General features: G+C 42.6%; 24 protein-coding genes. 15 read left to right on the top strand and 9 right to left on the bottom strand.

Annotation, left to right across the window (positions count from 1 at the left end; genetic code table 11):
* The first annotated feature begins 135 nt into the window (after positions 1 to 135).
* The 4 genes from ABFV72_RS04640 (at position 136) to purC (ending at position 4,013) form a co-directional block, all read left to right on the top strand.
* A complete protein-coding gene (locus tag ABFV72_RS04640; protein ID WP_347162614.1) occupies positions 136 to 1,344 on the top strand; it encodes a hypothetical protein in 1,209 nt (402 codons plus the stop codon).
* 450 nt (positions 1,345 to 1,794) lie between these two features.
* Entirely contained in the window at positions 1,795 to 2,700 is a 906-nt protein-coding gene (gene dapA, locus ABFV72_RS04635) for a 4-hydroxy-tetrahydrodipicolinate synthase (protein WP_101204579.1), read from the top strand.
* A 141-nt stretch (positions 2,701 to 2,841) separates the two neighbouring features.
* Positions 2,842 to 3,171, top strand: a complete 330-nt coding sequence (locus tag ABFV72_RS04630; protein WP_431192074.1) for a hypothetical protein — start codon at positions 2,842 to 2,844, stop codon at positions 3,169 to 3,171.
* Between the two features lie 128 nt (positions 3,172 to 3,299).
* Positions 3,300 to 4,013, top strand: a complete 714-nt coding sequence (gene purC / locus ABFV72_RS04625; RefSeq protein WP_057757995.1) for a phosphoribosylaminoimidazolesuccinocarboxamide synthase — start codon at positions 3,300 to 3,302, stop codon at positions 4,011 to 4,013.
* A 190-nt stretch (positions 4,014 to 4,203) separates the two neighbouring features.
* On the opposite strand, the gene ABFV72_RS04620 is transcribed toward purC, so the two are convergent.
* The gene (locus ABFV72_RS04620) at positions 4,204 to 5,091 is read right to left on the bottom strand and encodes a hypothetical protein (RefSeq protein ID WP_347162613.1); all 888 of its coding nucleotides are present in this window, start codon (positions 5,089 to 5,091) and stop codon (positions 4,204 to 4,206) included.
* A 304-nt stretch (positions 5,092 to 5,395) separates the two neighbouring features.
* Here ABFV72_RS04620 and ABFV72_RS04615 point away from each other — a divergent pair, with 304 nt between their 5' ends.
* Both ABFV72_RS04615 and ABFV72_RS04610 read left to right on the top strand, forming a co-directional pair.
* Complete coding sequence (locus ABFV72_RS04615; RefSeq protein ID WP_347162612.1) at positions 5,396 to 6,028, top strand: DNA-3-methyladenine glycosylase; 633 nt, start codon at positions 5,396 to 5,398, stop codon at positions 6,026 to 6,028.
* 37 nt (positions 6,029 to 6,065) lie between these two features.
* The gene (locus ABFV72_RS04610; RefSeq protein ID WP_347162611.1) at positions 6,066 to 6,377 is read left to right on the top strand and encodes an NGG1p interacting factor NIF3; all 312 of its coding nucleotides are present in this window, start codon (positions 6,066 to 6,068) and stop codon (positions 6,375 to 6,377) included.
* Positions 6,378 to 6,519: 142 nt separating this feature from the next.
* On the opposite strand, the gene ABFV72_RS04605 is transcribed toward ABFV72_RS04610, so the two are convergent.
* The 4 genes from ABFV72_RS04605 to ABFV72_RS04590 form a co-directional block, all read right to left on the bottom strand.
* Positions 6,520 to 6,894, bottom strand: a complete 375-nt coding sequence (locus ABFV72_RS04605) for a hypothetical protein (RefSeq protein ID WP_102090887.1) — start codon at positions 6,892 to 6,894, stop codon at positions 6,520 to 6,522.
* Positions 6,895 to 6,978: 84 nt separating this feature from the next.
* Positions 6,979 to 7,641, bottom strand: coding sequence for a hypothetical protein (locus ABFV72_RS04600; RefSeq protein WP_347162610.1), 663 nt, complete (start codon positions 7,639 to 7,641; stop codon positions 6,979 to 6,981).
* 714 nt (positions 7,642 to 8,355) lie between these two features.
* Complete coding sequence (locus tag ABFV72_RS04595) at positions 8,356 to 8,559, bottom strand: CsbD family protein (RefSeq protein ID WP_057758006.1); 204 nt, start codon at positions 8,557 to 8,559, stop codon at positions 8,356 to 8,358.
* Positions 8,560 to 8,996: 437 nt separating this feature from the next.
* Positions 8,997 to 10,238 (bottom strand): NADH:flavin oxidoreductase/NADH oxidase family protein, encoded by a 1,242-nt coding sequence (locus ABFV72_RS04590; RefSeq protein ID WP_347162609.1) that lies wholly within the window; start codon positions 10,236 to 10,238, stop codon positions 8,997 to 8,999.
* 210 nt (positions 10,239 to 10,448) lie between these two features.
* Here ABFV72_RS04590 and ABFV72_RS04585 point away from each other — a divergent pair, with 210 nt between their 5' ends.
* Together ABFV72_RS04585 and ABFV72_RS04580 are read left to right on the top strand one after the other, a co-directional pair.
* A complete protein-coding gene (locus ABFV72_RS04585; protein ID WP_347162608.1) occupies positions 10,449 to 11,147 on the top strand; it encodes a TetR/AcrR family transcriptional regulator in 699 nt (232 codons plus the stop codon).
* A gap of 63 nt (positions 11,148 to 11,210) precedes the next feature.
* The gene (locus tag ABFV72_RS04580; RefSeq protein ID WP_347162607.1) at positions 11,211 to 13,409 is read left to right on the top strand and encodes a molybdopterin oxidoreductase family protein; all 2,199 of its coding nucleotides are present in this window, start codon (positions 11,211 to 11,213) and stop codon (positions 13,407 to 13,409) included.
* Between the two features lie 88 nt (positions 13,410 to 13,497).
* Here ABFV72_RS04580 and ABFV72_RS04575 read toward each other — a convergent pair whose 3' ends face one another.
* Complete coding sequence (locus ABFV72_RS04575) at positions 13,498 to 14,823, bottom strand: D-amino acid dehydrogenase (protein WP_347162606.1); 1,326 nt, start codon at positions 14,821 to 14,823, stop codon at positions 13,498 to 13,500.
* A 91-nt stretch (positions 14,824 to 14,914) separates the two neighbouring features.
* Positions 14,915 to 15,667, bottom strand: coding sequence for a YgfZ/GcvT domain-containing protein (locus ABFV72_RS04570; RefSeq protein ID WP_347162605.1), 753 nt, complete (start codon positions 15,665 to 15,667; stop codon positions 14,915 to 14,917).
* A gap of 296 nt (positions 15,668 to 15,963) precedes the next feature.
* On the opposite strand from ABFV72_RS04570, the gene ABFV72_RS04565 reads away from it, so the two are divergent.
* Together ABFV72_RS04565 and hemL are read left to right on the top strand one after the other, a co-directional pair.
* Positions 15,964 to 16,317: a zinc ribbon domain-containing protein YjdM gene (locus ABFV72_RS04565; RefSeq protein WP_057758016.1), complete on the top strand. Its 354-nt coding sequence runs from the start codon at positions 15,964 to 15,966 to the stop codon at positions 16,315 to 16,317.
* Between the two features lie 103 nt (positions 16,318 to 16,420).
* A complete protein-coding gene (gene hemL / locus ABFV72_RS04560; RefSeq protein ID WP_347162604.1) occupies positions 16,421 to 17,722 on the top strand; it encodes a glutamate-1-semialdehyde 2,1-aminomutase in 1,302 nt (433 codons plus the stop codon).
* A 162-nt stretch (positions 17,723 to 17,884) separates the two neighbouring features.
* On the opposite strand, the gene ABFV72_RS04555 is transcribed toward hemL, so the two are convergent.
* A complete protein-coding gene (locus ABFV72_RS04555; protein WP_240990740.1) occupies positions 17,885 to 18,220 on the bottom strand; it encodes a DUF962 domain-containing protein in 336 nt (111 codons plus the stop codon).
* 460 nt (positions 18,221 to 18,680) lie between these two features.
* Between ABFV72_RS04555 and ppx the strand changes: the two genes are divergently transcribed.
* The 5 genes from ppx (at position 18,681) to ABFV72_RS04530 (ending at position 24,693) form a co-directional block, all read left to right on the top strand.
* Complete coding sequence (ppx, locus tag ABFV72_RS04550; RefSeq protein WP_347162603.1) at positions 18,681 to 20,246, top strand: exopolyphosphatase; 1,566 nt, start codon at positions 18,681 to 18,683, stop codon at positions 20,244 to 20,246.
* A gap of 177 nt (positions 20,247 to 20,423) precedes the next feature.
* Positions 20,424 to 21,227 (top strand): acetyl-CoA carboxylase carboxyltransferase subunit alpha, encoded by an 804-nt coding sequence (locus ABFV72_RS04545; RefSeq protein WP_102078709.1) that lies wholly within the window; start codon positions 20,424 to 20,426, stop codon positions 21,225 to 21,227.
* 167 nt (positions 21,228 to 21,394) lie between these two features.
* Positions 21,395 to 22,993: a tRNA lysidine(34) synthetase TilS gene (gene tilS, locus ABFV72_RS04540; RefSeq protein ID WP_347162602.1), complete on the top strand. Its 1,599-nt coding sequence runs from the start codon at positions 21,395 to 21,397 to the stop codon at positions 22,991 to 22,993.
* 177 nt (positions 22,994 to 23,170) lie between these two features.
* Entirely contained in the window at positions 23,171 to 24,004 is an 834-nt protein-coding gene (gene proC / locus ABFV72_RS04535; protein ID WP_347162601.1) for a pyrroline-5-carboxylate reductase, read from the top strand.
* Positions 24,005 to 24,132: 128 nt separating this feature from the next.
* Positions 24,133 to 24,693 (top strand): YggT family protein, encoded by a 561-nt coding sequence (locus ABFV72_RS04530; RefSeq protein WP_224737825.1) that lies wholly within the window; start codon positions 24,133 to 24,135, stop codon positions 24,691 to 24,693.
* A 103-nt stretch (positions 24,694 to 24,796) separates the two neighbouring features.
* On the opposite strand, the gene ABFV72_RS04525 is transcribed toward ABFV72_RS04530, so the two are convergent.
* Complete coding sequence (locus ABFV72_RS04525; RefSeq protein WP_347162600.1) at positions 24,797 to 25,591, bottom strand: hydroxymethylpyrimidine/phosphomethylpyrimidine kinase; 795 nt, start codon at positions 25,589 to 25,591, stop codon at positions 24,797 to 24,799.
* Between the last annotated feature and the right edge of the window lie 9 nt (positions 25,592 to 25,600).

Genomic DNA, 25,600 nt, shown 5'->3' with positions numbered 1-25,600 from the left:
GTTTTTTATCAAACAGCTAAGAGTAAGACCTCAACAGCAATCCATTCGTTAAGTGAGTTATTGATCAATCAATACGCTCTAAGGTGGGCCGAGTCGCTTAGTAGGCTCGTACCATTATGCAACCGCTAGGTAATTATGACTGACCCCGCTCTACATACGCTTATTACAACGACGTCAGCAGCACTGCTAGCGTACATTGCACTGTGGTCAGGGCTACAAACGTTTAATGCCAATCCTACCAAGCGCTTTCTGCGTATTTGGGTGAAGCTAGCATTGTATTATGCCGCTTACACGATGCTTGTTTGGGCGATATTGCTTATTATCGTTTGGTCACAGGATCTAATACCGATGTTAGGCCAGCTATCACTATTTGCCGTACTGATGGCAATATTGATGATGGGCTTGTACTTTTATACTGTCATTGTACAACCCAACCGCTTACGATTAGAGCATCATTCTATTGACTTAGATTTGTCTACACCGCTCAAAGTCGCTGTATTGGCAGATTTGCGTATAGGAATATACGGTGGTAAGCCGCGTCATATCCGCAAGCTGGTCTCTACTATTAATGCCTTGTCAGTAGATGCCGTATTGATTACGGGCGACTGGCTATACTATCCAAGTGCGGATTTAGTGGGTCAGTTAATGCTATTTAAAGGGGTGAATAAACCTGTTTATACGGTCATGAGTACCTCGGACTTGCGTTATCAATCTATGAATACGACCAAGCAAGGTCAGCCACTATTAGAAGATACATTGGCCAGTACTTTTGATGTGCTCGACATCAATTATATCGGTCAGCAATGTACGTCATTGCCACTCAAATGTGCAAGAGCAACAAATAAGCAGTCAGTCGTCAACCAGTCTAATTATCGATCTAATAATCAAGACAGTGTTCAGCAAGAAAACTTGAATATAAATCCATTAGTAGCGGTGCTTTGCGGCTGGCAAGATGTGCCTAAGCAATCTACAGATATCGAAACGTCAGAGGCGACTGATAAAGCAATACTTGGAACAGAGATTGCCAATGCCACCAGTCCAGTGATTATTTTGGCATCACGATTTGATAGTATCAGTGATCTGCCAAAATCTTTACAGCCACGCCCTTTGTTGATAACCGGTGCTGCAAAAGCTATTCAAAAAAATATCCTGCTTGCTCAAAAACAAAACGATATTCGACGCAGTAGTGAGCAAGCAACATTGCTATATAACAGTCGCATGGGTAAGCAGCGCGGTCTATACCAACATGCAAGTGCACAGATATTTGTCAGTAGCGGCATCGGTACGAGAGGGTTGCCTTTTCGATTCTATCGACCTACTATCGATGTGTTGACGATTCGTTAATATTACATAAGAGACTTATCAGCGTACGTTGATTGAGCTAAAATATTCCTTCAATAATGTAACTATTTATCTACAAGGTTGTAGACCAAGCTTTATATATTCAAGCAAAAAATCAAACACGTTTTTTGGTACTAAAATTATGGACTGACTGCCAATTGATTGATAGCGGTCAAATCAAAATATGCTACACTAACGAGCACTCTTATTATTATATTTCTGTCGGTTAGCAGATATGCCTACTACTCTTGGTAGATTGCCATCACGATACTGATATCGTAGATATAATAATCTATGGTACAAACGCTATTATAGTAAGTAGAGACGCAGCATTAACATCAAGTAAGTTACGCCATCAGCGTTTATCAACGCACACAAAGCAATGGCCACTTGCAAACGACCTATCATGTGACAGCTTTAATAAAAGCTAGGATAATACAGTAAGGCACGGTTATGAGCACAGCATACGACGAGATCAAAACCCGACTACAAGGCTCAATGGTAGCTTTGGTAACTCCCATGCACCCTGACGGTAAGGTCGATTATAAACGTCTCGCAGATCTCATAGATTGGCAGATCGAGCAGGGCACACACTGCCTTGTGGCTGTTGGTACTACTGGCGAATCAGCGACCCTATCTATGCAAGAGCATAGCGATGTTATTCGCTATTTCGTTCAGCATGTCAAAGGTCGTGTACCGGTCATCGCGGGTACTGGTGCCAACAACACGATGGAAGCCATCAAGCTGACTCAGGATGCTGCCGATGCAGGCGCAGACTGTGCGTTGCTCGTTGCTCCTTACTACAATAAGCCGCCACAAGAAGGCTTGTTTCAGCATTATCAAGCCATTGCCAAAGCCGTAAATATACCGCAAATGCTGTACAACGTGCCTGGACGTACAGTGGTTGATATCGCTCAAGAAACGGTCGAGCGTTTGTGTGATATCGATAATATCGTTGCTATCAAAGATGCGACAGGATCTGTCGGTCGCGGTGAGCAATTGATCAAAGCCGTCGGTGACAGAATGGTTGTGTTATCTGGTGATGACGGCACTGCGCTTGATCTAATGAAAGTAGGTGGCAAAGGCAATATCTCAGTCACTGCTAATGTAGCGCCAAAAGCCATGAGTGAGACTTTTTCTGCGGGTTTACGTGGTGACTTTGAAGCAGCTGGTAAAATCCATGACGTGGTCAAACATTTGCACCGTGACCTATTTATCGAATCAAGCCCTATCCCAGCGAAGTACGCCTTACATAAAATGGGCATTATCGATAAAGGTATCCGTCTGCCATTGGTTTGGCTCGCCGAGCAGCATCATGCGACTATCGATGAAGCATTGGTTCGAGCAAACATACGATAAATTGATATTTAGCCAATTGATATTCGGCGATTTTAGATTTGTTGCTAGTTCGATAATTGATATTCGAGCTAGCAGCAAGTCAACTTATCATGATAAGTCAATCGCCTACATGAGCAATAACTGCTAACTCAGAGAGATAACATGATGACAGTATCATCAAAAACAGTATCATCAAAGACGACAAAATTATTTCCAGCAATGCTGACCTTGGTTTTGGGTAGCACTTTGGTATTGAGCGGCTGTCAAGCGACTAAAAACTTGCTTGGTAAACGTGACAACGGCAGCTTAGATTATCAACAAAGCAAAAAGCTTGCACCGATAGAGCTACCTGCTGCCCAAGAAACGGCACCCTTTGTACCTTTGTATTCAACACCTAATGCTGGGGCAAACACGCTCCAACTACAAAATGAGTCAGGCAATCAGTATCAGCTGCCAAAACCTCAGCGTGCTGTTAGCAACACTTCGAACTAAACTTACCCCCTTATCTATATCGCTGACTGTTGCGTTTTTTATTATAGCCGCAAACCATGTATCTTACATCAGTCAGCGGTAGCTGCGCGTTTTTACCACATAAGCTTGAACGAACAGGAACCCCCATAATGCAAAAGCAACAACTGCTGTATAAAGGTAAAGCCAAATCTGTCTATGAAACAGAAGACAATGATCTTCTGATTTTGCACTTCCGTGATGATACCTCAGCGCTTGATGGTAAGCGTATCGAACAATTAGCACGTAAAGGTGTGGTTAATAACCGCTTTAATGCTTTTATCATGCAAAAATTGTCTGATGCTGGTATCGAAACACATTTCGAGAAGCAATTGTCTGATGACGAAGTGTTGGTTAAACGCTTGGACATGATTCCTGTAGAGTGCGTGGTGCGTAACTTTGCAGCTGGTAGTTTGGTGCGTCGTTTAGGCTTAGAAGAAGGTCAAGCGTTGACGCCGCCAACTTATGAGCTGTTTTATAAAGATGATGCGCTAGGTGATCCGATGGTTAACGAGTCACTTTCTGTGTCTCTTGGTTGGGCGACCAAAGAGCAACTGGCTAAAATGGAAGAGCTAACCTATCAAGTCAACGATGTATTAAAAGCATTGTTTGATGCGGGTGATTTAATCTTAGTTGATTTTAAACTAGAGTTTGGCGTATTCCATGACCGTATCGTATTAGGTGACGAGTTCTCACCAGATGGCTGCCGTATCTGGGACAAGAACACTAAAAAGAAACTTGATAAAGACCGTTTCCGCCAGTCATTAGGTGATGTGATTGAAGCTTATGAAGAAGTGGCTGACCGTATTGGTGTACCATTAAAATAAGTATCAGATACTTAGCATAAAATAAAAAACTGAGCCATGTGCTCAGTTTTTTTATGTCATGATATTTATAATGGTTCCCTGGTGAGGACTTGAACATAAGGCTGTAGGCTAGTGGTAGCTATGGTTTGAGTTATCTGAATGATTGTATAGTGCTTTCTAGATGGTTATCTGGTTTTTAGGAAACTCTCTTTTATTCTTCACTCAGAGTTATGACTCTAGTATCAAATAGCATACTATTAGTCTGGTAAACAGCTATAGACCTTTCATTATTTGGTCTAATGATCTCTATGAACATGAATTTATCATTAAAGTACAATATATCAACATCCTGCTTAGTAATACCTTGATCTTTATAGTCTGTCATTACAACCTGTTTGGCTTTATCGTAGTTATCTAAGTTAGGGGGTAGGTTATACGTGTCGTATATAAACTTAGGTATTGTGATAATTGAGAATATAATACCCATACCTACCAAAAATCTGTAAACAGCACCATTACCTATTTTGTCATCACCTGTAATTTTCTCTATATGATTATCATATTCATAAGAGTACTTTAGTATTTCACTTAATAAAGAATAGATAAAAGAGTAAGTAATTATCATAGAAATAATTTTATTATTGAAATAACCTGCCATGGTAATATGATAAAAAACAAATATAGAGAAAGGTAATAATAAAATCGAAATACCTTTTATAGTTAACAGTAAACTTTCAGATTTATGGTTATTTTTTAGGTCAGAAACGAGGACGTCATTGATGCCTATCAATTTGAAAAATAAAGAAAAGGCAAGAAAGGATATATATCCTAAGAAGATTAGAGATATAAAAAAAGCACCGTCTGCAATTAGCTGTGTTACAGAAAAAAATTTTATATAAGTAGGATCTATTGCGCTTAATTTTAAAACTTGAGCAGTAGCTCCCAGACCATAAGTAACAGTTAGTAAAATCTTGGTATTGTCTCCAATGAACCTAAGACCTCCCCCTATATAATAAGTAACACTTCTATTTTCTTTAACCTCATTACTTCTTAAGTTTTTAGCTATCATATGTTCTACCTTATCTGCTTCTTGATCCATGTATAGCCTTCATTGTGATTGGTTTAAAGCTATATTTAAGGCATATCTCAAGGGAAGTACCTAATTATAGTTATTAATCAACTAATAGATCACTTAAAATATAATAGAACCACTTATAACAGACTATAATTCCCATCCATTTATCAACAGTATCGCCATTGTAGACACAGGCTTGTCGCTTAACTCGTATAAAAAATCAAACATAGCGCCAACAGTGTCCTCGATACCTTATCTTACTTTTATGCTAATTTGTTAGTACTTACTCATATCAATTAGACCATAAAAATAAGAAAAGGTTTCGCTAATGTCTACTGCCTCATCAACCGTTTTGGAGCCTGACTGGTTCACTCGTCCGACCTGTGTGGTCGCTGCTGACCTGATTGGTAAAGTCTTATGTCGACAGCTAACCGATAGTGATGGACAGCAAAAAACGCTACGTATGCGTATCTCTGAGACTGAGGCCTATATTGGTCAAGATGATCCCGCTTGCCACTCACATGCAGGCACTCGAACGGCACGCACAGAGATTATGTATGAGCAAGGCGGTGTGTTCTATGTCTATTTGACCTATGGCGTGCATCATATGCTAAATTTGATTAGCGGCTCTGTAGAGTCGCCTGAATCGGTATTGATCCGCGCTGGGTTTTTGACTGATGATAGTGACCGTCTGATTGAAGAGCAACAACTCAGTTCAGATAAGCAGTTTACTCACCCTAAGCAGTTTGCAGGCCCTGGCAAATTGACCAAACGCTTGCAAATTGATCGCGATTTATATGGCAAATCTATTTCGCCATCATCAGACGTTTGGATAGAAGATGATGGCTGCCAGCCACCTGTATCACTACGCCCACGTATTGGTATTGATTATGCAGGTGACGCCAAAGACTGGCTGCTACGTTATATATGGACCGAGCATCCTTCCTTATCTAAGAACTAGCAGATTGAGATTCAAAACTATTCTATGAGGTAAGCCTATGTATAAGTTGACCGTTTTTATTCCTGATGCAGCGTTAGACCAAGTGAAATCTGCTTTGTTTGCTGTTGGCGCTGGGAAAATTGGACATTACGAGCAGTGCTGCTGGCAGGTACAAGGAGCTGGTCAGTTTATGCCATTATCAGGTAGTATGCCGCACATTGGTACACAGAATAGCTTAGAGATGGTCGATGAGTGGCGAGTCGAAATGGTGGTAGATGAAGCATTTATCGATGCTACCATTGCCGCGTTAAAAGAAGCGCATCCCTATGAAACACCAGCTTATGATGTGATAAAAGTTTTGGATTTTTAGTTTTATATAAAAAAATATCAGCTTATGGAGTGTAAGAATTCTCATAAAAAAACCAAATAAATCATTTGATGACTTATTTGGTTATAAAGTTTTTAGAGTTCCAACTGAGTATCAACAGTGAATATCAGACCCTGATGAACGATTAATCTTTTTTAAGCTTAATCACGTTGTAGCTTGGATAGCCTAGCTCAATTTTATAATCGTCGCGTCCACGTTCAGCCTTTATCTTAATTTTACGATCACCATTTTTGTATTTGACGTCTTTGACACGGTATCCCATGCTACGGACTTTACTAGCAGCTCGTTGCTCGACAACGGAGACATAGCTGTCTTTGTCGTTCTTTTTGTCTTTGTGTTTCTTATGGCCTTTATTGTCCTTATGAGTATGCTCGTATAGGTCGTCATAGCCATTGTAGCCATTCGGCGCAGTCACACAGCCTGTGGTCACTGCCAATAAAGCTGCGACTATGCTACCAGTCGCTACCGTTTTTAACGTCGAAAATGATAGAGTTTTCATAATGATTTCCTAATAATATATCGTTGCTCAATATGGGTAAAAGCTAAATGTACCGAGGTAATTGGCTAAAAATGCTGAAAGTAATCAATCTTTTCTGACTTTGATTACATCTAAATTTGGATAACTTAATAGTATCTCGTACTTCTGTGAACCGCGTTTAGCCTCAATCTCGAAGACGCCGCGCTTATTTTTTTCTTCAATCTCGATATCTTCGACACGGTAGCCCATCGCTCTTACTTTATTGATAGCACGGCGTTTGATAACTGGGTAACGTGACTCTCTTTTAATAGTGTCTTCGACATCGCCTTTTTTATAGCGCTGACCATTCTGATAATTACCTTGATGCTTGTTTTCTTTATAGCGGTCATTATTCTTTTGCGACTTATTATTATCCCAGTTATTTGGCCATGCTTTTTTGCTTGAACTGATGAGTCTTAGGGCAGGGTAAGTATATTTTAGCTCGTAGGCTTGGTTTTTCTTTTTAGCATAAGCCGTAAGAGCTCGATCACCACGGTAACTATCAGCTCTGATATCTATAATTTGATAGCCTTTGCGGCGTAAGTCTTGTCGAAGCTGCTGACTTACACGATTAAAATTATTGTTCTGGCTATTATTATCACCATGATATACGGGCTGATTGTCATATCCTGGACCTACAACCGCACAACCCACTGTCGTACTCAATAATGCAACGACAAGACCAGTAGATACAGCGGCCTTAATAGAGAAAGGTTTTATTGTTTTCATGAGGCAATGTCCTATGATGGTATTAAGTAGGCGATATATGTTAGAAGTATCTATAACTATAAGATTTTGAAGGTATTTTGGTGCGTTAAATTAGTTCGTAATCAATAAGTATTTTTAGTAGTTTATTTTTCGAAATATTTCCTTACATTATCTATAATAGAGTACAAAACTTTGCGCTAGGTGTCATTTGCGTTAATAAGTTGTAATAATTGTGGCGAGTAAAATAGATTGTTGTAAGCATATGCTTACACGCAATGACGTTTACGCGACTTAACATACGAGTGAGAGTTAGGCATTATAGTCACACGGCATTAGGGAATGTGACTCAAGGATTGAGTTGACCGCATTAAGGATAATGATTCGATCACTAGCGTCAGGATGACAATAGCGATTGAAGTAAGGACACATACCCTTTGCTGATAGCAGCAAGTAATACTGAAGCTGTAGTGTAGTAAAAAGGGCAGGATGCCCAGTATCACAATATACTGAATATTTGTGCAAGGATGCATGAAAAGCAGTCGTGATAGGTAACATGGATAGTTAACAATAAAACCGCATAACAATTGATTGCTATGCGGTTTTATCGTGTCTGGAGATTGGTAATTTATTTCTTCAGCAGCTTATCTGTACAGTATAAATTTGCCATAGAAAAACCGCATATATTTCTATGCGGTTTTTCAGTTTATTTAGTACAGTAACTATGCAGCGAATATATTAGTACTTGTTTTCTACACGCCAATCGTCTACTTCACGCTCTGCATCTTCTTTGGCATGACCATAGCGCTCTTGTACACGGCCTACTAGTTTGTCACGGCTACCTTCGATATGGGTAAGGTCATCGTCTGTTAGCTCGGCCCATTTTTGTTTAACTGAACCTTTCATTTGGTTCCATTCGCCTTTTAGAGTATGTTCGTTCATTGTATTCTTCCTTTTATTGAACTTATTGTATTTGATCTATTTTTTAATCACTATTTTGGTTCTTATTTCACGATCTAGATTATTGATACTACTATTTAATTTTTATTCTAATTGTATTGCACAAGAATAAAGGATAGGTTCCAAATATCTTGTGAGATTAAATATAGGACTTTTCAATTCAGCTGTCTGTATATGCTATGTTTATAGTGTTACTCAATTATAGTAAGCGTTTACTAAGTGTTATCTACAAGGCTTCTGTAGTAGTGCCACGTAAATTGCGTCTATTGTGCGTGATAATAATTTTTTCTATGAACTTATTGTTTATATAAATATTAAAAAAATATATTATTTATTGAAAAATATTTATGCAAATAAAAAAGCAGAGACTCAAAAATAGAGTAGCTGCTTTTTTTATTATCTTTAAAATTGATTGAAAACTATCTCGTTGGATATTTATTCAAATAATGATGATAGCGTTTGGTGAGTTTTTTTATTCGTATACGATCAGAAATCAAGGAGAAAATTGGTGAGGCATTTGGTTTGGGATATTTTCCTTGCCCCATGCGCTGTAATTGTCGCTTGATGAGGGCCATTGTAGCAACCGCACTTAAAGTTTTATCTTTCCAGCGTACCATAGGATTATGAGCACTGAGCGTACTGTCATTCTTCCAGTCATTTGGTAGAGACGGGTTCATGGCTAAAGCGGTTCCCATACCAACCACTTCAATCCCTTGCGCCAGTACATATTCTGCGACAGCCAATCGCCTAACGCCACCTGTCGTCATGATAGGCATGGTAGCAACTTGACCAATCTCTTTTGCGAAATCTAAAAAGTAAGCTTCTCGTTGCAACGTACGACCATCTGCTGTGCTGCCTTGCATGGCGGGACTTTCATAGCTGCCACCTGATAGCTCAACCAAATCTACCGCCAATTCATTCATCACTGAAATAACTACTTTGGCATCATCTGCATCGAATCCTCCGCGTTGGAAATCGGCTGAGTTTATCTTCACAGCCACTGCAAAGGTAGGCGCAACTTGAGCGCGAACGGCTTTGATTACTTCGATCAATAGTCGCATCCGATTCTCAATCGAACCACCGTATTCATCTTTACGTTTATTGGTAAGCGGTGATAAAAATTGAGAAATTAGATAGCCGTGGGCGGCATGAATTTGTACACCATCGAAGCCAGCCTGTTCTGCTTTTAGTGCACTATCGGCAAACCGTTGGATCAATTGTTCAATATCTTGCTGCGTCATCGCACGAGGTTTACCAAATAGATGGGAGTGCTTGCCTAAATCGATCGCCACGTCAGAAGGTGATAGCACATCGCCGCCCATAGCAGCATATACTTGACGGCCAGGATGATTGAGCTGCATCCAAACATGGGTATCGTTTTGCTTGGCAGCATTTGCCCACGCTCTAAAAGGCGCTATCTCACTGTGTTTGTCTAATACGACTCCACCAGGCCCTGTCATAGCGCGGCCATCGACCATCACGTTTCCCGTGATTAACAGACCTGTCCCGCCTTCGGCCCAGTTTTTGTATAGACGGAGCAGAGTAGGGCCAGGGACTTGACCGACATCAGCCATGTTTTCTTCCATGGCAGCTTTTGCTAAGCGGTTGGGTAATGTAGCGCCACAAGGCAGCACTAAAGGGGAGAATACAGGTGATGTCATGATGGTGGCCTAAAAATAGTTATTTTGTGAAGCATGAGTTCTACTATGGGTTTGGCTATAGACATATGGTTTAAATGACTATAACCTTATAGCTAAGATATTCGCTGTCGGCAATTGACCATTATCATCACATTTTTTTGGCACAATAGCACCTAAGGTAAATTACTGGTGTGTCGATATAATTATCTATTGAATAGGAAAACTTCTGCATTGAATGTATTAGCGCAAGATTTGACAGGCCCAGTAGAATCTAAACGTGAGCTGGCAAAAGCCAAGACTCGGCGTGCGTTATTAAAAAGTGCCTTGCGGTTGTATAGTTTGGAAGGTGCTCAGGGCATGAGCATGAATAAAGTTGCCAAAGGTGCAGGTATCGCCCAGCCCAGTTTTTACAATCATTTTGAAAGCCTAGAGGCGCTACAAAACGAGCTGAGCGCCCAACTAAAAGACAATTATCTATCCCCGATGCGACTGGCATGGGTCAATATGCTCAAAGATTATGATGTGTTGAGTAAAGATCAGTTTAATCAGCAATGTCGACAATGCCTGATTATGATTTTTGATTCTGCATTTGAGAATATCGCATTGTTTCAACACTTGCTCGAAGACCGTCCTAGATTTAGTGACAACATAGAAAACCAGTCATCATTGAATAACGGACTGGGCAATCTGATTACCGAAATACAAGAAGAATGGACAGAGATATTTATTCAGGGATTACAGTTATCCAATCGTACTTGCGAGCGCAGTGCTGTCAATCTATGCGTCGATATGGCGGCGGCACAAGTACATGAGTTGATATTGGGCTGTCATCAGCAGCGTTACTCAAGACAACAAGCGATTGCCACATTGAGTATCAGCTTTGATGCACTGTTCGCCAATTTTTTGCACGGAAGCAATACTAGTCAGTAATGATAATTAGCAAAAATTATTGTCATGAAATCTAGAACAAAAAACACAACAGGGAGAGTGACTATGGCCACAACCACGGCTGCACCAACGTTAGGCGAAGCGCAAACGCATTTTAGAACTTGTACATTGTGCGAGGCGATGTGCGGTGTCGAAATAAAACATGATGGCGAAAAAGTCTTGTCGATTAAAGGGGATAAAAACGATCCCTTTTCACAAGGCTATATTTGTCCGAAAGCCACCGCTTTGCAAGATTTGCATGAAGATCCTGACCGTTTACGTCAGCCGGTAGAGAGAACGGCAGACGGTTGGAAATCTATTAGTTGGCCAGAAGCGTTGGATAAAGTTGCTGCAGGTATTCAATCCATACAGCAAAAGTATGGTCAAAATGCGTTGGGTGTTTATTTGGGTAATCCTAACGTACATAACATGGGCGGTATGTTGACCATCAAACAACTGCTTACCAGCTTAAAGACGCGCAGTCGTTTTTCTGCCACTTCTATCGACCAGCTGCCACATCATATTATCAGTATGCATCTATTTGGTCACATGCTGCGCATTCCAGTTCCTGATGTCAATAACACACAATATATGCTTATCATCGGTGGTAATCCGTTGGCTTCTAACGGCAGTATCATGACTGCGCCTAACATGCGTCAAAAGCTAAAAGATATCAAAGCGCGCGATGGCAAGGTAGTAGTAGTTGATCCAAGACGTACCGAAACTGCTGACATCGCCAGCGAACACCACTTTATTCGTCCAGCGACGGACGTACTGCTGTTATTAGCTATGCTCAATGAAATCTATACGCAGGGCTATGCAAAGCTCGATACTAGAGTGGCTACCTTGGCACCTGAGATCGATCGACTTGCTTTGTTTGCTGAACAATATACGCCTGAGTCAGTGGCAGACATCACTGGTATTACCGCAGCTGAAATCAAACGTATCGTCAAAGAGTTTTGTGAAGCGGAAAGCTCAGTTTGTTATGGTCGTATGGGCATCTCGGTGCAAGAGTTTGGTTTGCTCAGCCAATATCTATCTATGGTCATCAATATCGTCACGGGCCGCTTAGATGAAGTGGGCGGACTCATGTTCCCAAATCCTGCTGTCGATGTTGTGAACAGCTCAGGCCCAGGCTATTTGGGTAAACGCCATAGTCGTGTTAGCAACTTGCCAGATTTTAATGGCGAGTATCCAGTGGTTGCGATGGCAGATGAGATGTTAGTCGAAGGGGAAGGCCAGTTAAAGGGATTCGTCACGGTCGCTGGTAACCCGGTTCTCAGTACCCCAAATGGCGAAAAGTTAGACGAAGCACTATCACAACTAGAGTTTATGGTCTCGCTTGATTACTTTGTGACTGAGACCAGTCGCCATGCCAATATTATTCTGCCGCCTGTATCACCATTAGAGCGTGACCATTATGACATTACTTTTAACGGCTTTGCCGTGCACAATGTCGCTAAATACTCGCCTGCTTTGTTTGATAAAACTGACGATACCAAGCATGACTGGGAGATTTATTTAGGACTGGCTGACCGCTTAGACAAGGATGCGCCAGAAGCAACGCAAAAAGAACGTGCCGCGACAAAAGCATTTGGTCCTAAGTTCTTGTTAGAGCAAGGCCTAAAGTATGGACCTCATAAAGACGTGACATTTGAAGCATTAGTCGAAAATCCGCATGGTATCGATTTAGGTCCGCTGCATCGTATGTTGCCAGAGGCTATTAAACATGCCGACAAACAAATTCATCTTCATGTCGATTTTTATCAGTCAGATTTGGCACGTGTTAAAGAAATGGTGCAACAGTACAACAGTAATGATATTTTGCTAATCGGTCGTCGTCATGTACGTAGCAACAACTCATGGTTGCACAATAGTCATCGATTGGTAAAAGGTAAATCTCGCTGTACATTGATGTTGCATCCGCAAACGGCAGCGCAACATGGCATTGTAGAGGGTCAAGATGTCAGAGTAACTTCTCGAGTGGGTAGCGTGGTCATTGCAGCAGAAGTGACGGATGAGCTGATGCCAGGAGTGGTCAGCATCCCGCACGGCTTTGGTCACGGACGTAAAGGGGTGAAGCAGAAAATTGCGCAAGCGCATGCAGGTGTCAGCGTTAATGATTTGACTGATGAGACGTTGATTGATCAGTTGAGTGGTAATGCTGCCGTTAACGGTGTGCCTGTGCAATTAGAAGCATTGGATATGGGTGTTGATGGTTTATCGACTGCTACAGAGACTGTAGCAGAAGGCGCACTAGCATAAAATTAATGATAAGTTTGTAGAAATACAAAAAAGGCGTTCACGTAAAGTGAGCGCCTTTTTTTGCAATCTGAATACGTCGTTGAGCCGATCAAACGCTCATACCGATAAAATCAAAATTGACCTTAGGGGTTTCGCCTTGGATTAGCAAACTAAGGGCCTTTGCAGAGCCGCAAGAGTGTGTCCATCCCAATGTGCCATGTCCAGTATTGAGCCATAAATTGTCAAAAGTCGCTGAAGTATTATGACTACCATGTTTGACTTGACCACAGTGTGCGCGACCAATCAAAGGTACGTTCGATGGGGTCATCGGGCGCAGTCCTGTCCAATATTGCACCGAGTTTGCGATAATGCCTTTCGGAAATAATTGCTGTACGCGGCGAGTGATGGCCTCACAGCGCGTGGCATTTAAATCTAGGTTATAGCCATTAAATTCAGCTGTACCAGCAACACGTAATTTGTCACCCAGTCGTGAGGTAACCAGTTTGAATTCATCATCAATTAAACTGACAAAAGGCGCTAGATGTGGTGCTCGTGGATTCACCGTATAGGTAGCTGAATATCCCTTTGCTGGAAAAATAGGTACATGGACGCCCAAAGGTTTTAGCAGAGGTACGCTATAGCTGCCAAGCGCGACCACATAAGTATCAGCCGTGAAAGTCTGCGCATTTTCGCCTTTTGGACGGATGGTAATACTGTGCACATGCGGACGGGCAGAGTCAGCATCAGCATTGAGTGCCAAAATCTCGGTATCATATAAAAACTGTACGCCAGCATCAATGCAGCACTGTGCTAACCGTTGAGTAAATAAATGTGCATTGCCAGACTCATCACGACTGGTATAGGTCGCTCCAGTGAGCTTATGAGCAATTGGGTAAAGCGCTGGTTCTAAGTTGACGGCATTATTGATATCAATCACATGGCGCTCACAACCAAGCGCTTGCATGCGTTCGGTTGGTTCGATAGCCGCATCAAACTCTGCCTGATTGGTATAAAAATGCATAATACCGCGTGTTTGCTGCTCGTAGTCGATACCAATATCCGCGCGCAGCTGTTGTAAGGTATCTCTTGAATATAGACCTAAACGCACCATTTGCACTAGATTGGCATCGGCTCTATCGGCGCGGCACTCTTGCAGAAACTGCATGGCCCATTTGAGCTGCGCTTTATCCGCACGCAAGCGATAGAGTAGTGGAGCATCCTCTTTAAACAGCCACTTGAGCGCTTTCATCGGGGTCGCAGGATTGGCCCAAGGCGTGGCATGTGAGACAGATATTTGACCGCCATTGGCAAATGACGTCTGCATACCTGCCGCCGATTCACGCTCAATCACGGTCACATCATAGCCTGCCTGACGTAGATACCATGCGGTGGTCACGCCCACCACGCCTGCTCCGAGTACCGCAATATGTGTCATGGGATTCTCTATGCTCATGTTAATCATGACGGTCGCGCTGTATTAAACGACCATCACCTTTGCCGCGTCGCTTGCCTGATTCGATGTGCTTTTATTTCGGGCGTGCGACATCTACTTGTAGTGCAGCTGGCAAGTCCAATATGCTCAAATCGCTTTCTGCCAACTGTTCAGGACGCGCTACGACCAAAGCGGTAAAGCCATCGTCATTTTTCATCGCATTGACCACTTGGATTTTATCGAGCTTGTCACCTGCGCTTGGTGCTTCACCAGTACCTTGCACATAGTGCAAAAATGCTTTGGGTGCAGATTTAAAGTAGATGCGAGCGATGACTTCTTGGCCCAAGTAGCAGCCTTTATCATAGTCCATGCCGCCGCGCTGATGCAGGCGCAGCTCTTGCGGTTGAAACTCACTTTGAGTCGCAGCTACAATCCAATAATTACCAGTAGCTAAGCTGCATGCCATCCAAGCCTGCGTATCCTCAGCAGTATTATGGTCGTCTTTGTGGCTAAAAGTCGGCTCATCTGCTAGTACGCAGGGATAAATCGCTGCTGGTTCACTGGTTTCAAATTTAGAAAACGCCCCGTACTTATTAAGGTGTGCCTGAAAAGACTCAGCACAGTCGCTACTTATGACCACATCATAATGTTTTTCTGCTTGTTTTTTGATCCAGATGCCAAACTCAATACGACCTTTTAGGTTACCGATGGCGGCTGCCTGATAGCTAAGCCCGAGCTTGGTAACGTCACACGTTAATTGTCCTTGCAAGAATTTTTCGGCGTCTTCGCCTTGGATAGTTAATTGCGAAAACTGCGGTACGGCTGATAGATTCGAAGACTGAGTCATTGTTATTATCCTTCTGAGGAGAGCTTATTTATTAATATAGAGGGTAAATCGAAGTGATAAAAAATTATATGGGCGCTTTTGTCATTGACAGTATCTGTGCACATAAATCTAAATGAAGTTAAGAAGAGTACCACAAAAAACCCTGTCATAAAAAACGTCATCAATAAGCGACGAGTTAAGTGTTAAATTGGGCATAGCGTTTGATTTTCAAGCGTACAAATTGGTTAAAGATGGTGAGTTACGGTACAATATCAGCTCTACAATTAACCTAATGTACGATGGCTGCCGAGGAAATAATGAGCTTACCAAATTGCCCTAAATGTGATGCTGAATATACGTACGAAGATGGTGCGTTACTGGTATGTCCTATGTGTGCTCATGAATGGACAGCGGCTGAGACTGATGCAGCGCAAGCTGAAGACCAAGACGCAGTCATACGTGATGCTGTTGGCAATGAGCTACAGGACGGCGATGCGGTGACGGTCATTAAAGACCTAAAAGTCAAAGGCTCTTCAATCGTAATTAAAGTAGGGACGAAAGCGAAAAGCATACGTCTGTTGCCAGATGCTACTGACGGTCATGATATCGACTGCAAACTTGATGGCTACGGACCAATGAAGCTTAAATCTTCTGTGGTCAAAAAAGCTTAAATTGTAAAAACTTCTTGAAAGATTCGTTAATAAACAAATATAAAATAGACGCTCAATCATAAAACATTGTCGTTATAAATGTCGCTATAAGTAGAGAATAATTATGAGTACTAAAAACGAACAGCTCTTTGCACAAGCACGTAAACACATCCCAGGTGGTGTTAACTCGCCAGTTCGTGCCTTTGCAGGGGTTGGTGGTACGCCAATCTTTATGCACCGTGCTAATGGTAGCAAAATTTACGATACCGAAGATAATGCCTATATCGATTATGTTGGCTCGTGGGGCCCAATGATTTTGGGTCATGCACACCCAAAAGTCATCGATGCGGTGAAAAAAGCGGCTGATGATGGTCTAAGCTTTGGTACGCCCACACCGTTCGAGACGACAGTTGCTGATAAGATTTGTGACATCGTACCGAGTGTTGAGATGATTCGTATGACCAGCTCTGGTACAGAAGCGACCATGAGTGCGATTCGTCTAGCACGTGGTTATACTCAGCGTGACAAAATCGTTAAGTTTGAAGGCTGCTACCATGGGCATTCAGATAGCCTGTTGGTAAAAGCAGGCTCTGGCATGCTTGATATTGGTGAGCCAACGTCGAAAGGCGTGCCTGCAGACTTTGCCAAGCATACGATTACGATTCCTTATAATGATCCGCAAGCGATTAAAGATTGTTTTGAGAAATGGGGTGAAAAAATTGCCTGCGTTATCTTAGAGCCTATCGCTGGTAACATGAACATGGTTATTCCAACACAAGAGTTTCATGATACGTTGCGCGCAGAATGTACGGCTAATGGCGCGGTATTAATCTTTGATGAAGTCATGACGGGCTTCCGTGTGGGTCTTGGCGGCGCGCAAGCCCATTTCGGTATTGACCCAGACTTGACTTGTTTCGGTAAAATCATTGGTGCTGGCTTACCCGTTGGTGCTTTCGGTGGTAAAAAAGAAGTCATGTCTTGCATCGCGCCACTTGGCGGCGTCTATCAAGCTGGCACGTTATCAGGCAATCCACTAGCGATGCGTGCTGGTATTGCGATGTTTGAAGACTTAACGGCAGAGGGTTTCTACGACGAGTTAGCGGCGAAAGTTGATCACCTAGTGGATGGTTTCCAAGCAGCAGCTGATAAACATGGTATTCATCTACGTACCAATAAGCTTGGCGGTATGTTTGGCATGTTCTTTGTCAAAGATAACGCAACCGAAACGCCAAAAAACTTCGATGACGTGACAGAGTGCGATATGGACGTATTCAATACTTTCTTCCACGGTATGCTAGATCGCGGTATTTATTTGGCACCATCAGCTTATGAAGCAGGCTTTATGTCTATCAAACATAGTGATGAAGACATTGATGCGTCAATCAAAGCGGCTGATGAGATATTTGCAGAAATGGCAAAAGCATAGTTTAGCCATTTAAGTTATTAGCTAACTAAAAAGTTAAAGCTTAAAAAACCAGCGAGATCGTCCTGTGATCTTTGCTGGTTTTTTTTGTTTATCGATATCTTATTTATAATCGTATTGGGAAGAATACAAAGTGTGTCATTTAACTTATATGACGACTAAACTTCATCGTGCTTTATCAAACTTGCGATCTCTCAAGCTCAGATTGCCTCGTAGCACATCGCTATACATACGGAAATCGCTGACAAAGCTTTTCAATGGAAACTTAAAAGAAGCGGGTTTGTTCTTTTCAAAGAAAAAGTGTCCAACCCATGCACAGGCATATCCAGCAGCAATGCCCTTTACCAAAGGCTTAGCTGAGCCAGTTTTGACAGACTTTGCCAATCCTAGTAGGCCAAAGCTACTACCTGCAAAATGTAGACGGCGACAGGCCATGTTTTGATGCTCATCTAAGTAAAAATCATAAAATGCTTGTTTAGGCGAAGTTTCAGTTTTTACCATGTCTTTTTTAGCGCTACTAATAGGGGTTTCAGTATTTTGGGTAGCGTCTTTTGTGATGGTCTGATTCATGTGACTAGCTTCCTTGCTGGTGAGGTTGATAACTATTAATTGCAGATGGTTTTTAACCGATTAACTGGTGACTTTTGAAGTAAATTATACGGATAAAAATTCTGTAAATAACGGTTTTTTATCATGATATTGATAGCTTTCAATGTAGCAAACCGATATGAGTAACACAAGCGCTAGATACTGAGCCGATACCTGTTAGCTCATAGGGTGGTCTTCGATGTCCCCACTACAGTTTTGCATTGCTTGCGAGTGTTTGGCATAAATGCTTTAATGATAAAATTGCCCTGATTTTTGTGGTTATGACTTTTTTCTATACATGTGATTTTATAACTATATAGCACGTGATTTTGGTAAACTATCCACTCTCTCTAACACGGTGACGACTTGTCCTATGCCTATTGACTACCTTACGAATCCGCCAATTGGCGATGATGAAATGATGGCAGCCATCGATATTGGTTCCAACAGTTTCCATTTAGCTATTGCTCGTCTTGACCATGGGGAAGTGCGAAAAGTAGTCTCGATGTCTGAAAAGGTACAGCTCGCCGCCGGTCTGGACGAAAATAATATTCTAAGCGCAGCTGCTGAACAGCGTGGTCTTGATTGTTTAAGCCGCTTTGTGGCGCGCTTGGATTCAGTACCACCAGAGCGTATTCGTGTAGTCGCGACCAATGCGTTGCGTCAAGCCAAAAACGCCAACGACTTTATTTCTCGTGCCAATAAAATCTTGCCGAAACCTATCGAAATTATCGCGGGCCGAGAAGAGGCGCGATTGATTTATTTGGGCGTCTCGCATACCAACGAGAGTAGTGATAAACGCTTGGTTATGGATATTGGCGGCGGTTCGACAGAGTTTATTATTGGTCAAAATTTCGATCCATTATTGACTGAAAGTTTACAAATGGGCTGTGTTTCTTTTACCCAAAAATTCTTCGCTGACGGCCTGATTACTAAAGAAGCTTTTAATAGTGCCATTTCAGGTGCACGTAAAGAAGTCTTAGCGATTAACGGTCGTTATCAAAAGACAGGCTGGAGTAGCGTAGTCGGCTCAAGCGGTACAATCAAAGCGGTGCGTAATGTTTTAGTATCAAAAGGTTGGGCCGATGAGCAAGAACGCATTACTTACAAAGGTGTCAAAAAATTAGAGAAATTGCTGATCAAGATTGGCAATATCGATGATATCGAGTTAGAAGGCGTCAAAGAACATCGTAAAGCTGTATTTCCTGCTGGCGTGGCAGTACTGCGTGCAGTGATGAAAGTATTAGGCGTTGAGACCATTACCTACTCAGATGGTGCGTTACGTGAAGGCGTTATGTACGATATGCTCGGGCGCTTTGCTAGTGAAGATGTGCGTGACCGCAGTGTATTGGCATTAATCAAGCGTTATTCAGGAGATAAAAAGCAAGCCAAGCAAGTGGTGAAAACCAGCCGTCATTTATTTGAACAAGTAAAAGACAAGCTTGCGCTGTCCAATGATGATTGCGACTTGCTCAGACGTGCTGCATTCTTGCATGAGATAGGGTTGGCAATCAGTCATAGTAGTTATCACAAGCACAGCGCGTATTTGCTGGAGTACTCTGATATTCCAGGATTCTCGCAAGTCGATCAGAAACGCATGGCGCAGCTGATGCTGAACCATCGCCGCAAGCTCAAAGCCGATATGCTAGAGCAGACTTGTCAGATTGGTGGTGACCAGTTGGTTTATCTCTGCTTATTGTTGCGCCTCGCCGTACTGGCACATCATAGCCGCAGTGATTATGCGCTACCAGAGCTAGAACTAAAGGTAGTCGCTGAAAACAGCTGGCAAATCACTTTAGCGGATAGCAGTGAGCATTATGCTTTCTTGCTGGCAGATTTGCGTACTGAGATTGACCAGTTTGCTAAGTGGGGCGTACAGCTTAGTGTGATTGAAGCCCAAGAGGCCGAGACTCCAAAGGTTGAGCAGTTACCATTGTAAGTATTGAGTTAAAGATTAATGTAACAAAAGCGGCGTTGTCGATAATGTCATGCTATTTAAGATGTGCTACTATAGCTCCTATTGAGTTTACAACTGTACTTTCATTATCTGAATACGGATAACGATATTATTCTTAAACATAAATACATTAAGTATAATTATTAAAGGGAAGCGTCTATGAGCACTGTCTGGGATAGTGTGCAGCTTGCACGACACGCCAAGCGTCCATTATTTATGGACTATGTTAATCAGCTTTTTACCGAATTTGACGAGTTGCATGGCGACCGTGCTTTTGCCGATGACAAAGCCATTTTAGGTGGTCTTGCACGTTTTGATGGTCAGCCTGTGATGGTAATTGGTCAGCATCGTGGTCGTAGCACCCGTGAGCGTATTGCTCATAACTTTGGTATGGCCAATCCTGAAGGCTATCGCAAAGTGATTCGTTTGGTCAAAATGGCCGAGCGCTTTAACATTCCGGTGATGACCTTTGTAGATACCCAAGGTGCTTATCCTGGTATTGGTGCAGAAGAGCGCGGACAAGCGCAAGCGATTGCAGAAAGCATTGCTGTATTTTCTAGTCTGAAAGTGCCTGTAATTGTGACTATTATTGGTGAAGGCGGCTCAGGCGGCGCTCTGGCAATTGGTGTTGGTGATAAAGTAAATATGTTACAAAATAGCATTTACTCAGTGATCTCGCCAGAAGGTTGTGCTTCTATCCTCTGGAAAACCGCTGAAAAAGCACAAGATGCTAGTGAAGCGCTAAAACTAAACGCCATTAACCTTTATCAAATGGGTTTGATTGACGCTGTCATCGAAGAGGGTGAAGGCGCACATGTGCAGCCACAACCTGTAATGAATGCGCTAAAAGCACTGATTACTGAGCAGCTTGATGAGATCAAAGATTTAGATCCTCAAGAGCGTTGTGAGCTACGTTATGAAAAACTAAAGTCTTTCAACTCAGAAGTGATGTTGCCTGCTTAATTGGTTGCTATGGCGTCTTTATTGTTAAGTCGCTATTATTCAATAATGGGCTTTTTATATTAGAGCCTGAGTCTTAATGCTAAAATAAAAACGTGTCATTTAATGGCGCGTTTTTTTTTGGCTGTTATTATATGAAGCATCTAAAATAACGAAAAATAAGGCTGACTATGACCAGCAGCGCAATCATCTCACACCCTATTAAATCAATTGGCGATTTGCCAGTTGATGAGACTCTGGCGACAGCTTTCTTGAGCAGTATGTCTGAGTATAGTGATCAGTTGCATGGTCGCCGTCTTTGGCTAGCATGTAGTGGTGGGCGTGATTCATTAGCTCTTGCGGCGCTGTGTGTGCAGCTCTACCGACAAGGTAAGTTGCCATGTTTGCCGCAGCTTTTACATGTCGATCATGGCTTACAATCGGATAGTCAGTATTGGGCTAAGCATGTTGCCAATTGGGCGCAAGCGCAGCAGTTGCCTTGTCGCATTTTACAGGCACAAGTGAATGGGTATGATGAGCAGGCCGCTCGGCAAGCGCGTTATAATATTATGCGTGCTCATATTAACCAAGATGATGTATTGCTATTAGCGCATCACGCTGATGACCAAGCTGAAACGGTATTAATGCGATTGATTCAAGGAGCAGGAGTCAACGGTCTGTCTGGTATACAGCCGTGGAGTGTACGAAGACAAGGCGGGCAGCGCAATGTCCTGTGGCGACCTTGGCTTACGATACGACGAGCCACTATTAGCGCCTATGCTAAGCGTTTAGAGTTGCCTTATATAGATGATCCTACTAATGACAGCGGCGACAACTTACGTAGTGGACTACGACGCGACATCATGCCAATACTGGCTACATACAATCCCAATGTCATCGATAATATTGCTCGCAGTGCACAGCTGTTAAGTGATGCACAGGATACAATCAATTCTCAAGCTATGCAGGATATGCAGCAGACAGAAAATACAGACCTGCAACTTTTACCCGCGCAGCGCGTGCTAAATATCAATGCGTTGCAAAAGCTACCCATGTATCGTCAGCGGCAACTATTGCACTATTGGTTGGGTCAAGATGAGCCGTTACCACCTGCTAAACAACTCGTCGATGATGTGCTAACTCTCAGCCAACGCGATGACCAAGATCATCAAACAGAATTATTTTGGCAAGGTCGTAAGGCGTCTTATACCATTCGGCGCTATCGTCAGCAGCTCTATCGTATGAGCAGCGAATGGCTGTCTTGGCTGAAGCTACCACTGATCGAGCAAGTACTACCATTATCTAGACTGACTTTATCTAGTAACTCATCTAGTAACTCATCTAGTCATTCAGTTAATAATTTAACATCACTCATCATGCGTAGCAGTGATCGTTATACTTGGCAGTTGCCAGTAAAAGCAGATGCGCTGTTACGATTACTAGAAAATAGTACGGACGGTATAGCACAGCAGGCAGTGTTAAAAATTGCGCCGTTAGGCCGTAAACAGCGGTTAAAGACCGAGATGGCTACGCGCCCACAAGCAGGCAAAAAACTGTATCAAACGCTTGGGATTCCATTATGGCTACGAGAAAGCTTAATGGTAGTTAGCATTACCTTTATAAAAAAATCTGAAAATGGAAGCGACATACAAACTGATATTCCTCTACTACTAGCATCGCCATTTGAGAGTTGGCTTTTGAGTTCTGAGCAGACAGATAAAGATACCGATAGCGATGCTAAAAGCAATCAATGGGCTGAGTATATTGAAAGTGAGCTTAGTCTAAAATAGAAAGCGTCAAAAGTTTAATATCCGCTGGCTGACTCATTGATTTTTATCAGGTTGATGTCAGGCGTGACATTTTGAATTTATCAAACGATGGTAGTGGCAGTATGATAAACTGAGTGTCGTTTTAAATATCAGTATGTTAAGTTGAATACCTTTGAATTTTGTGACTAGGAGACAAGTATGGCGGTATTAGATAATAAAAAAATCAGTTTTATTGGTGGCGGAAACATGGCACAAGCGCTTATTAGTGGGCTTGTGGGTTGCGGCATCAAACCGAATCTAATTACGGTCGCCGATCCTAGCAGCGATGCGCGTGAGCAATTAGCCGCCAAAGGTCTAAGTACTGTTGATCCAATGGCTGATCCAAAGTCTGCTGTAATCGGTGCGGATATCGTGGTGCTGGCAGTAAAACCACAAATGATGAAAGTAGTGGTTGGTGCTTTTGCTGATGTACTAGACAATCAGTTAGTCATCTCGGTTGCAGCAGGTTTGTCAACTGACCTGTTGTCTAACATGTTGGGCGGCTATAGTAATATCGTGCGCGCCATGCCAAACACGCCTTCGATGATTCAGATGGGTGCAACTGGCCTCTACGGTACAGATAATATCTCAGCTGAACAAAAAGAGTTGGCAACTGCGGTGATGGAAGCCTCAGGTTTGGTCATGTGGGTCGATGACGAAGAGCATATGCATGCGGTTACAGCCGTATCAGGTTCAGCGCCAGCGTATATGTTTTACTTTATTGAATCGATGGTCGATGGGGCAGTTGCATTAGGGTTAGATAAAGAACAAGCCTCAGCGCTTGCTATGCAGACTATGTTAGGTGCTGCAAAAATGGCGATGAACAGTGATGATGCACCAGCTGAGTTACGCCGTAAAGTCACTTCGCCGAACGGTACTACTCAGGCAGCGGTTGAGTCAATGCAGGCCAATGAGATTGGTCGTCAAATCAGCGAAGCCATGCAAGCTTGCTATGATCGTAGCCAAGCGTTAAGTGAAGAGATGAGTAAGTAAACACTGACAAGGTGTGCTGTGAGTCACCACTGACGACACACCTTATGTAATCATCAGCATCTGATAATGACATTTGTCATCCTAGAATCTGTTAATAATGTCACATTGAGTAGCACTTCATGAACAACATGTTATTTCAAATTTTTGATTTGGTCACCACATTCGCTATGATGCTGGTGTTTATTCGTTTTATGTTGCAGTTTGCAGGGATGGATGCGAGCAATCCGATGATTGCACCTGCCTATAAAGCGACGCATATCGTCGATGTATTTGGGCGTATTTTTCCGACTGTCGCGCAGGGGCGTATTAGCATTGCCGCTATCGTGCTGATGTTTTTGATTCGTCTAATCGACATTTCTGGAAAGGCCGCATTGACGCATAAAGGTATTGCGCCTGTACCGCTATTCTTTACGGGTACCACTAGCTTATTGTTAGACTTTTTACGCATGTGTCGCTATTTAGTGATTGGTTCTATCATCGTTAGCTGGATTGTGGTGTTTACCAGATCTGAGCATCCGATTATTGGCATTATCATTAATTTGGCTGAGCCAATTTTGGCCCCTTTTCGTCGTATCACGCCGAATTTAGGTATGCTCGACTTATCGCCAATGGTGGCTTTCTTAGCATTTTATTTGCTGGAGATATTCATCGGTGGTTTGGCTGCGAGTGTGTTGCCAACCTTGGGTTAAGTCTAATTACATTTAAAAACTGTCATAAAAAAGGCGTTCTATAAAAATATAGAGCGCCTTTTTTGCGTCTGCTACTTGGGTAAGCTATTGCTTTGTAAATATTCTAAAAACGAACAAAGCGATTTGGTATGAGTTGAGCTTGCAAATCATCAGGATGCGGTGCATCAGCTGCCCGCAATGTCTGGGTAATCCAACTATCTGCCGCTTTTACCGCATCAATGAGAACATCGCCCATTGCCAAGCGTCCAGCGATAAAGCTGGCGAGTGAACATCCTGAGCCATGGAACTCACCATCTAAGCGCGGCAAGGTACTTTTATGGACCATTTCGCCTTGGATATATAAGTACTGCTTGATGTCACCGCTATCAAAATCATGTGAGGTTTTTACCAGTACCGCATGAGCGCCTTGAGCACATAGCTTTTGTGCACCGACATGCAAGTCTTGCTCACCGCTAAGCGCTCGTAGTTCATGAGTGTTTGGAGTGATTAAAGTGGCGTAGGGCAGCAATTGTCTAAAGGCGCTAACCAGTGTTTTCTCATCGCCCAAGCTGCCACCGCTATTTGCAACTAGTACAGGGTCTAAGACAAATGGCGTATCTTTATCGATAACTTGATCAGCAAATAATTCGGTCAACATTGCGATGTTATCAGTAGTGCCGAGCATACCTGATTTGATAGCACTAACGGGCAAGTCATCAAGCACCGCAGTAGCTTGAGATTTTACCAATGATGCCGCACAAGCCTCAAAGCCAAATACCTGCTGCGAGCTTTGGATAGTGACCGCCGTACACGCGATGGCTGCATGTGCTCCTGATTGTCCAATGGCTTCGATATCCGCTTGTAATCCAGCACCGCCTGAAGGGTCTAATCCTGAAAAACACAGTACAACAGGTCGCATAACAGCTCC

It is taken from the genome of Psychrobacter proteolyticus (assembly GCF_039762275.1).
GTDB lineage: Bacteria > Pseudomonadota > Gammaproteobacteria > Pseudomonadales > Moraxellaceae > Psychrobacter > Psychrobacter proteolyticus_C.
This window is presented reverse-complemented; position numbering and strand designations above follow the sequence as displayed.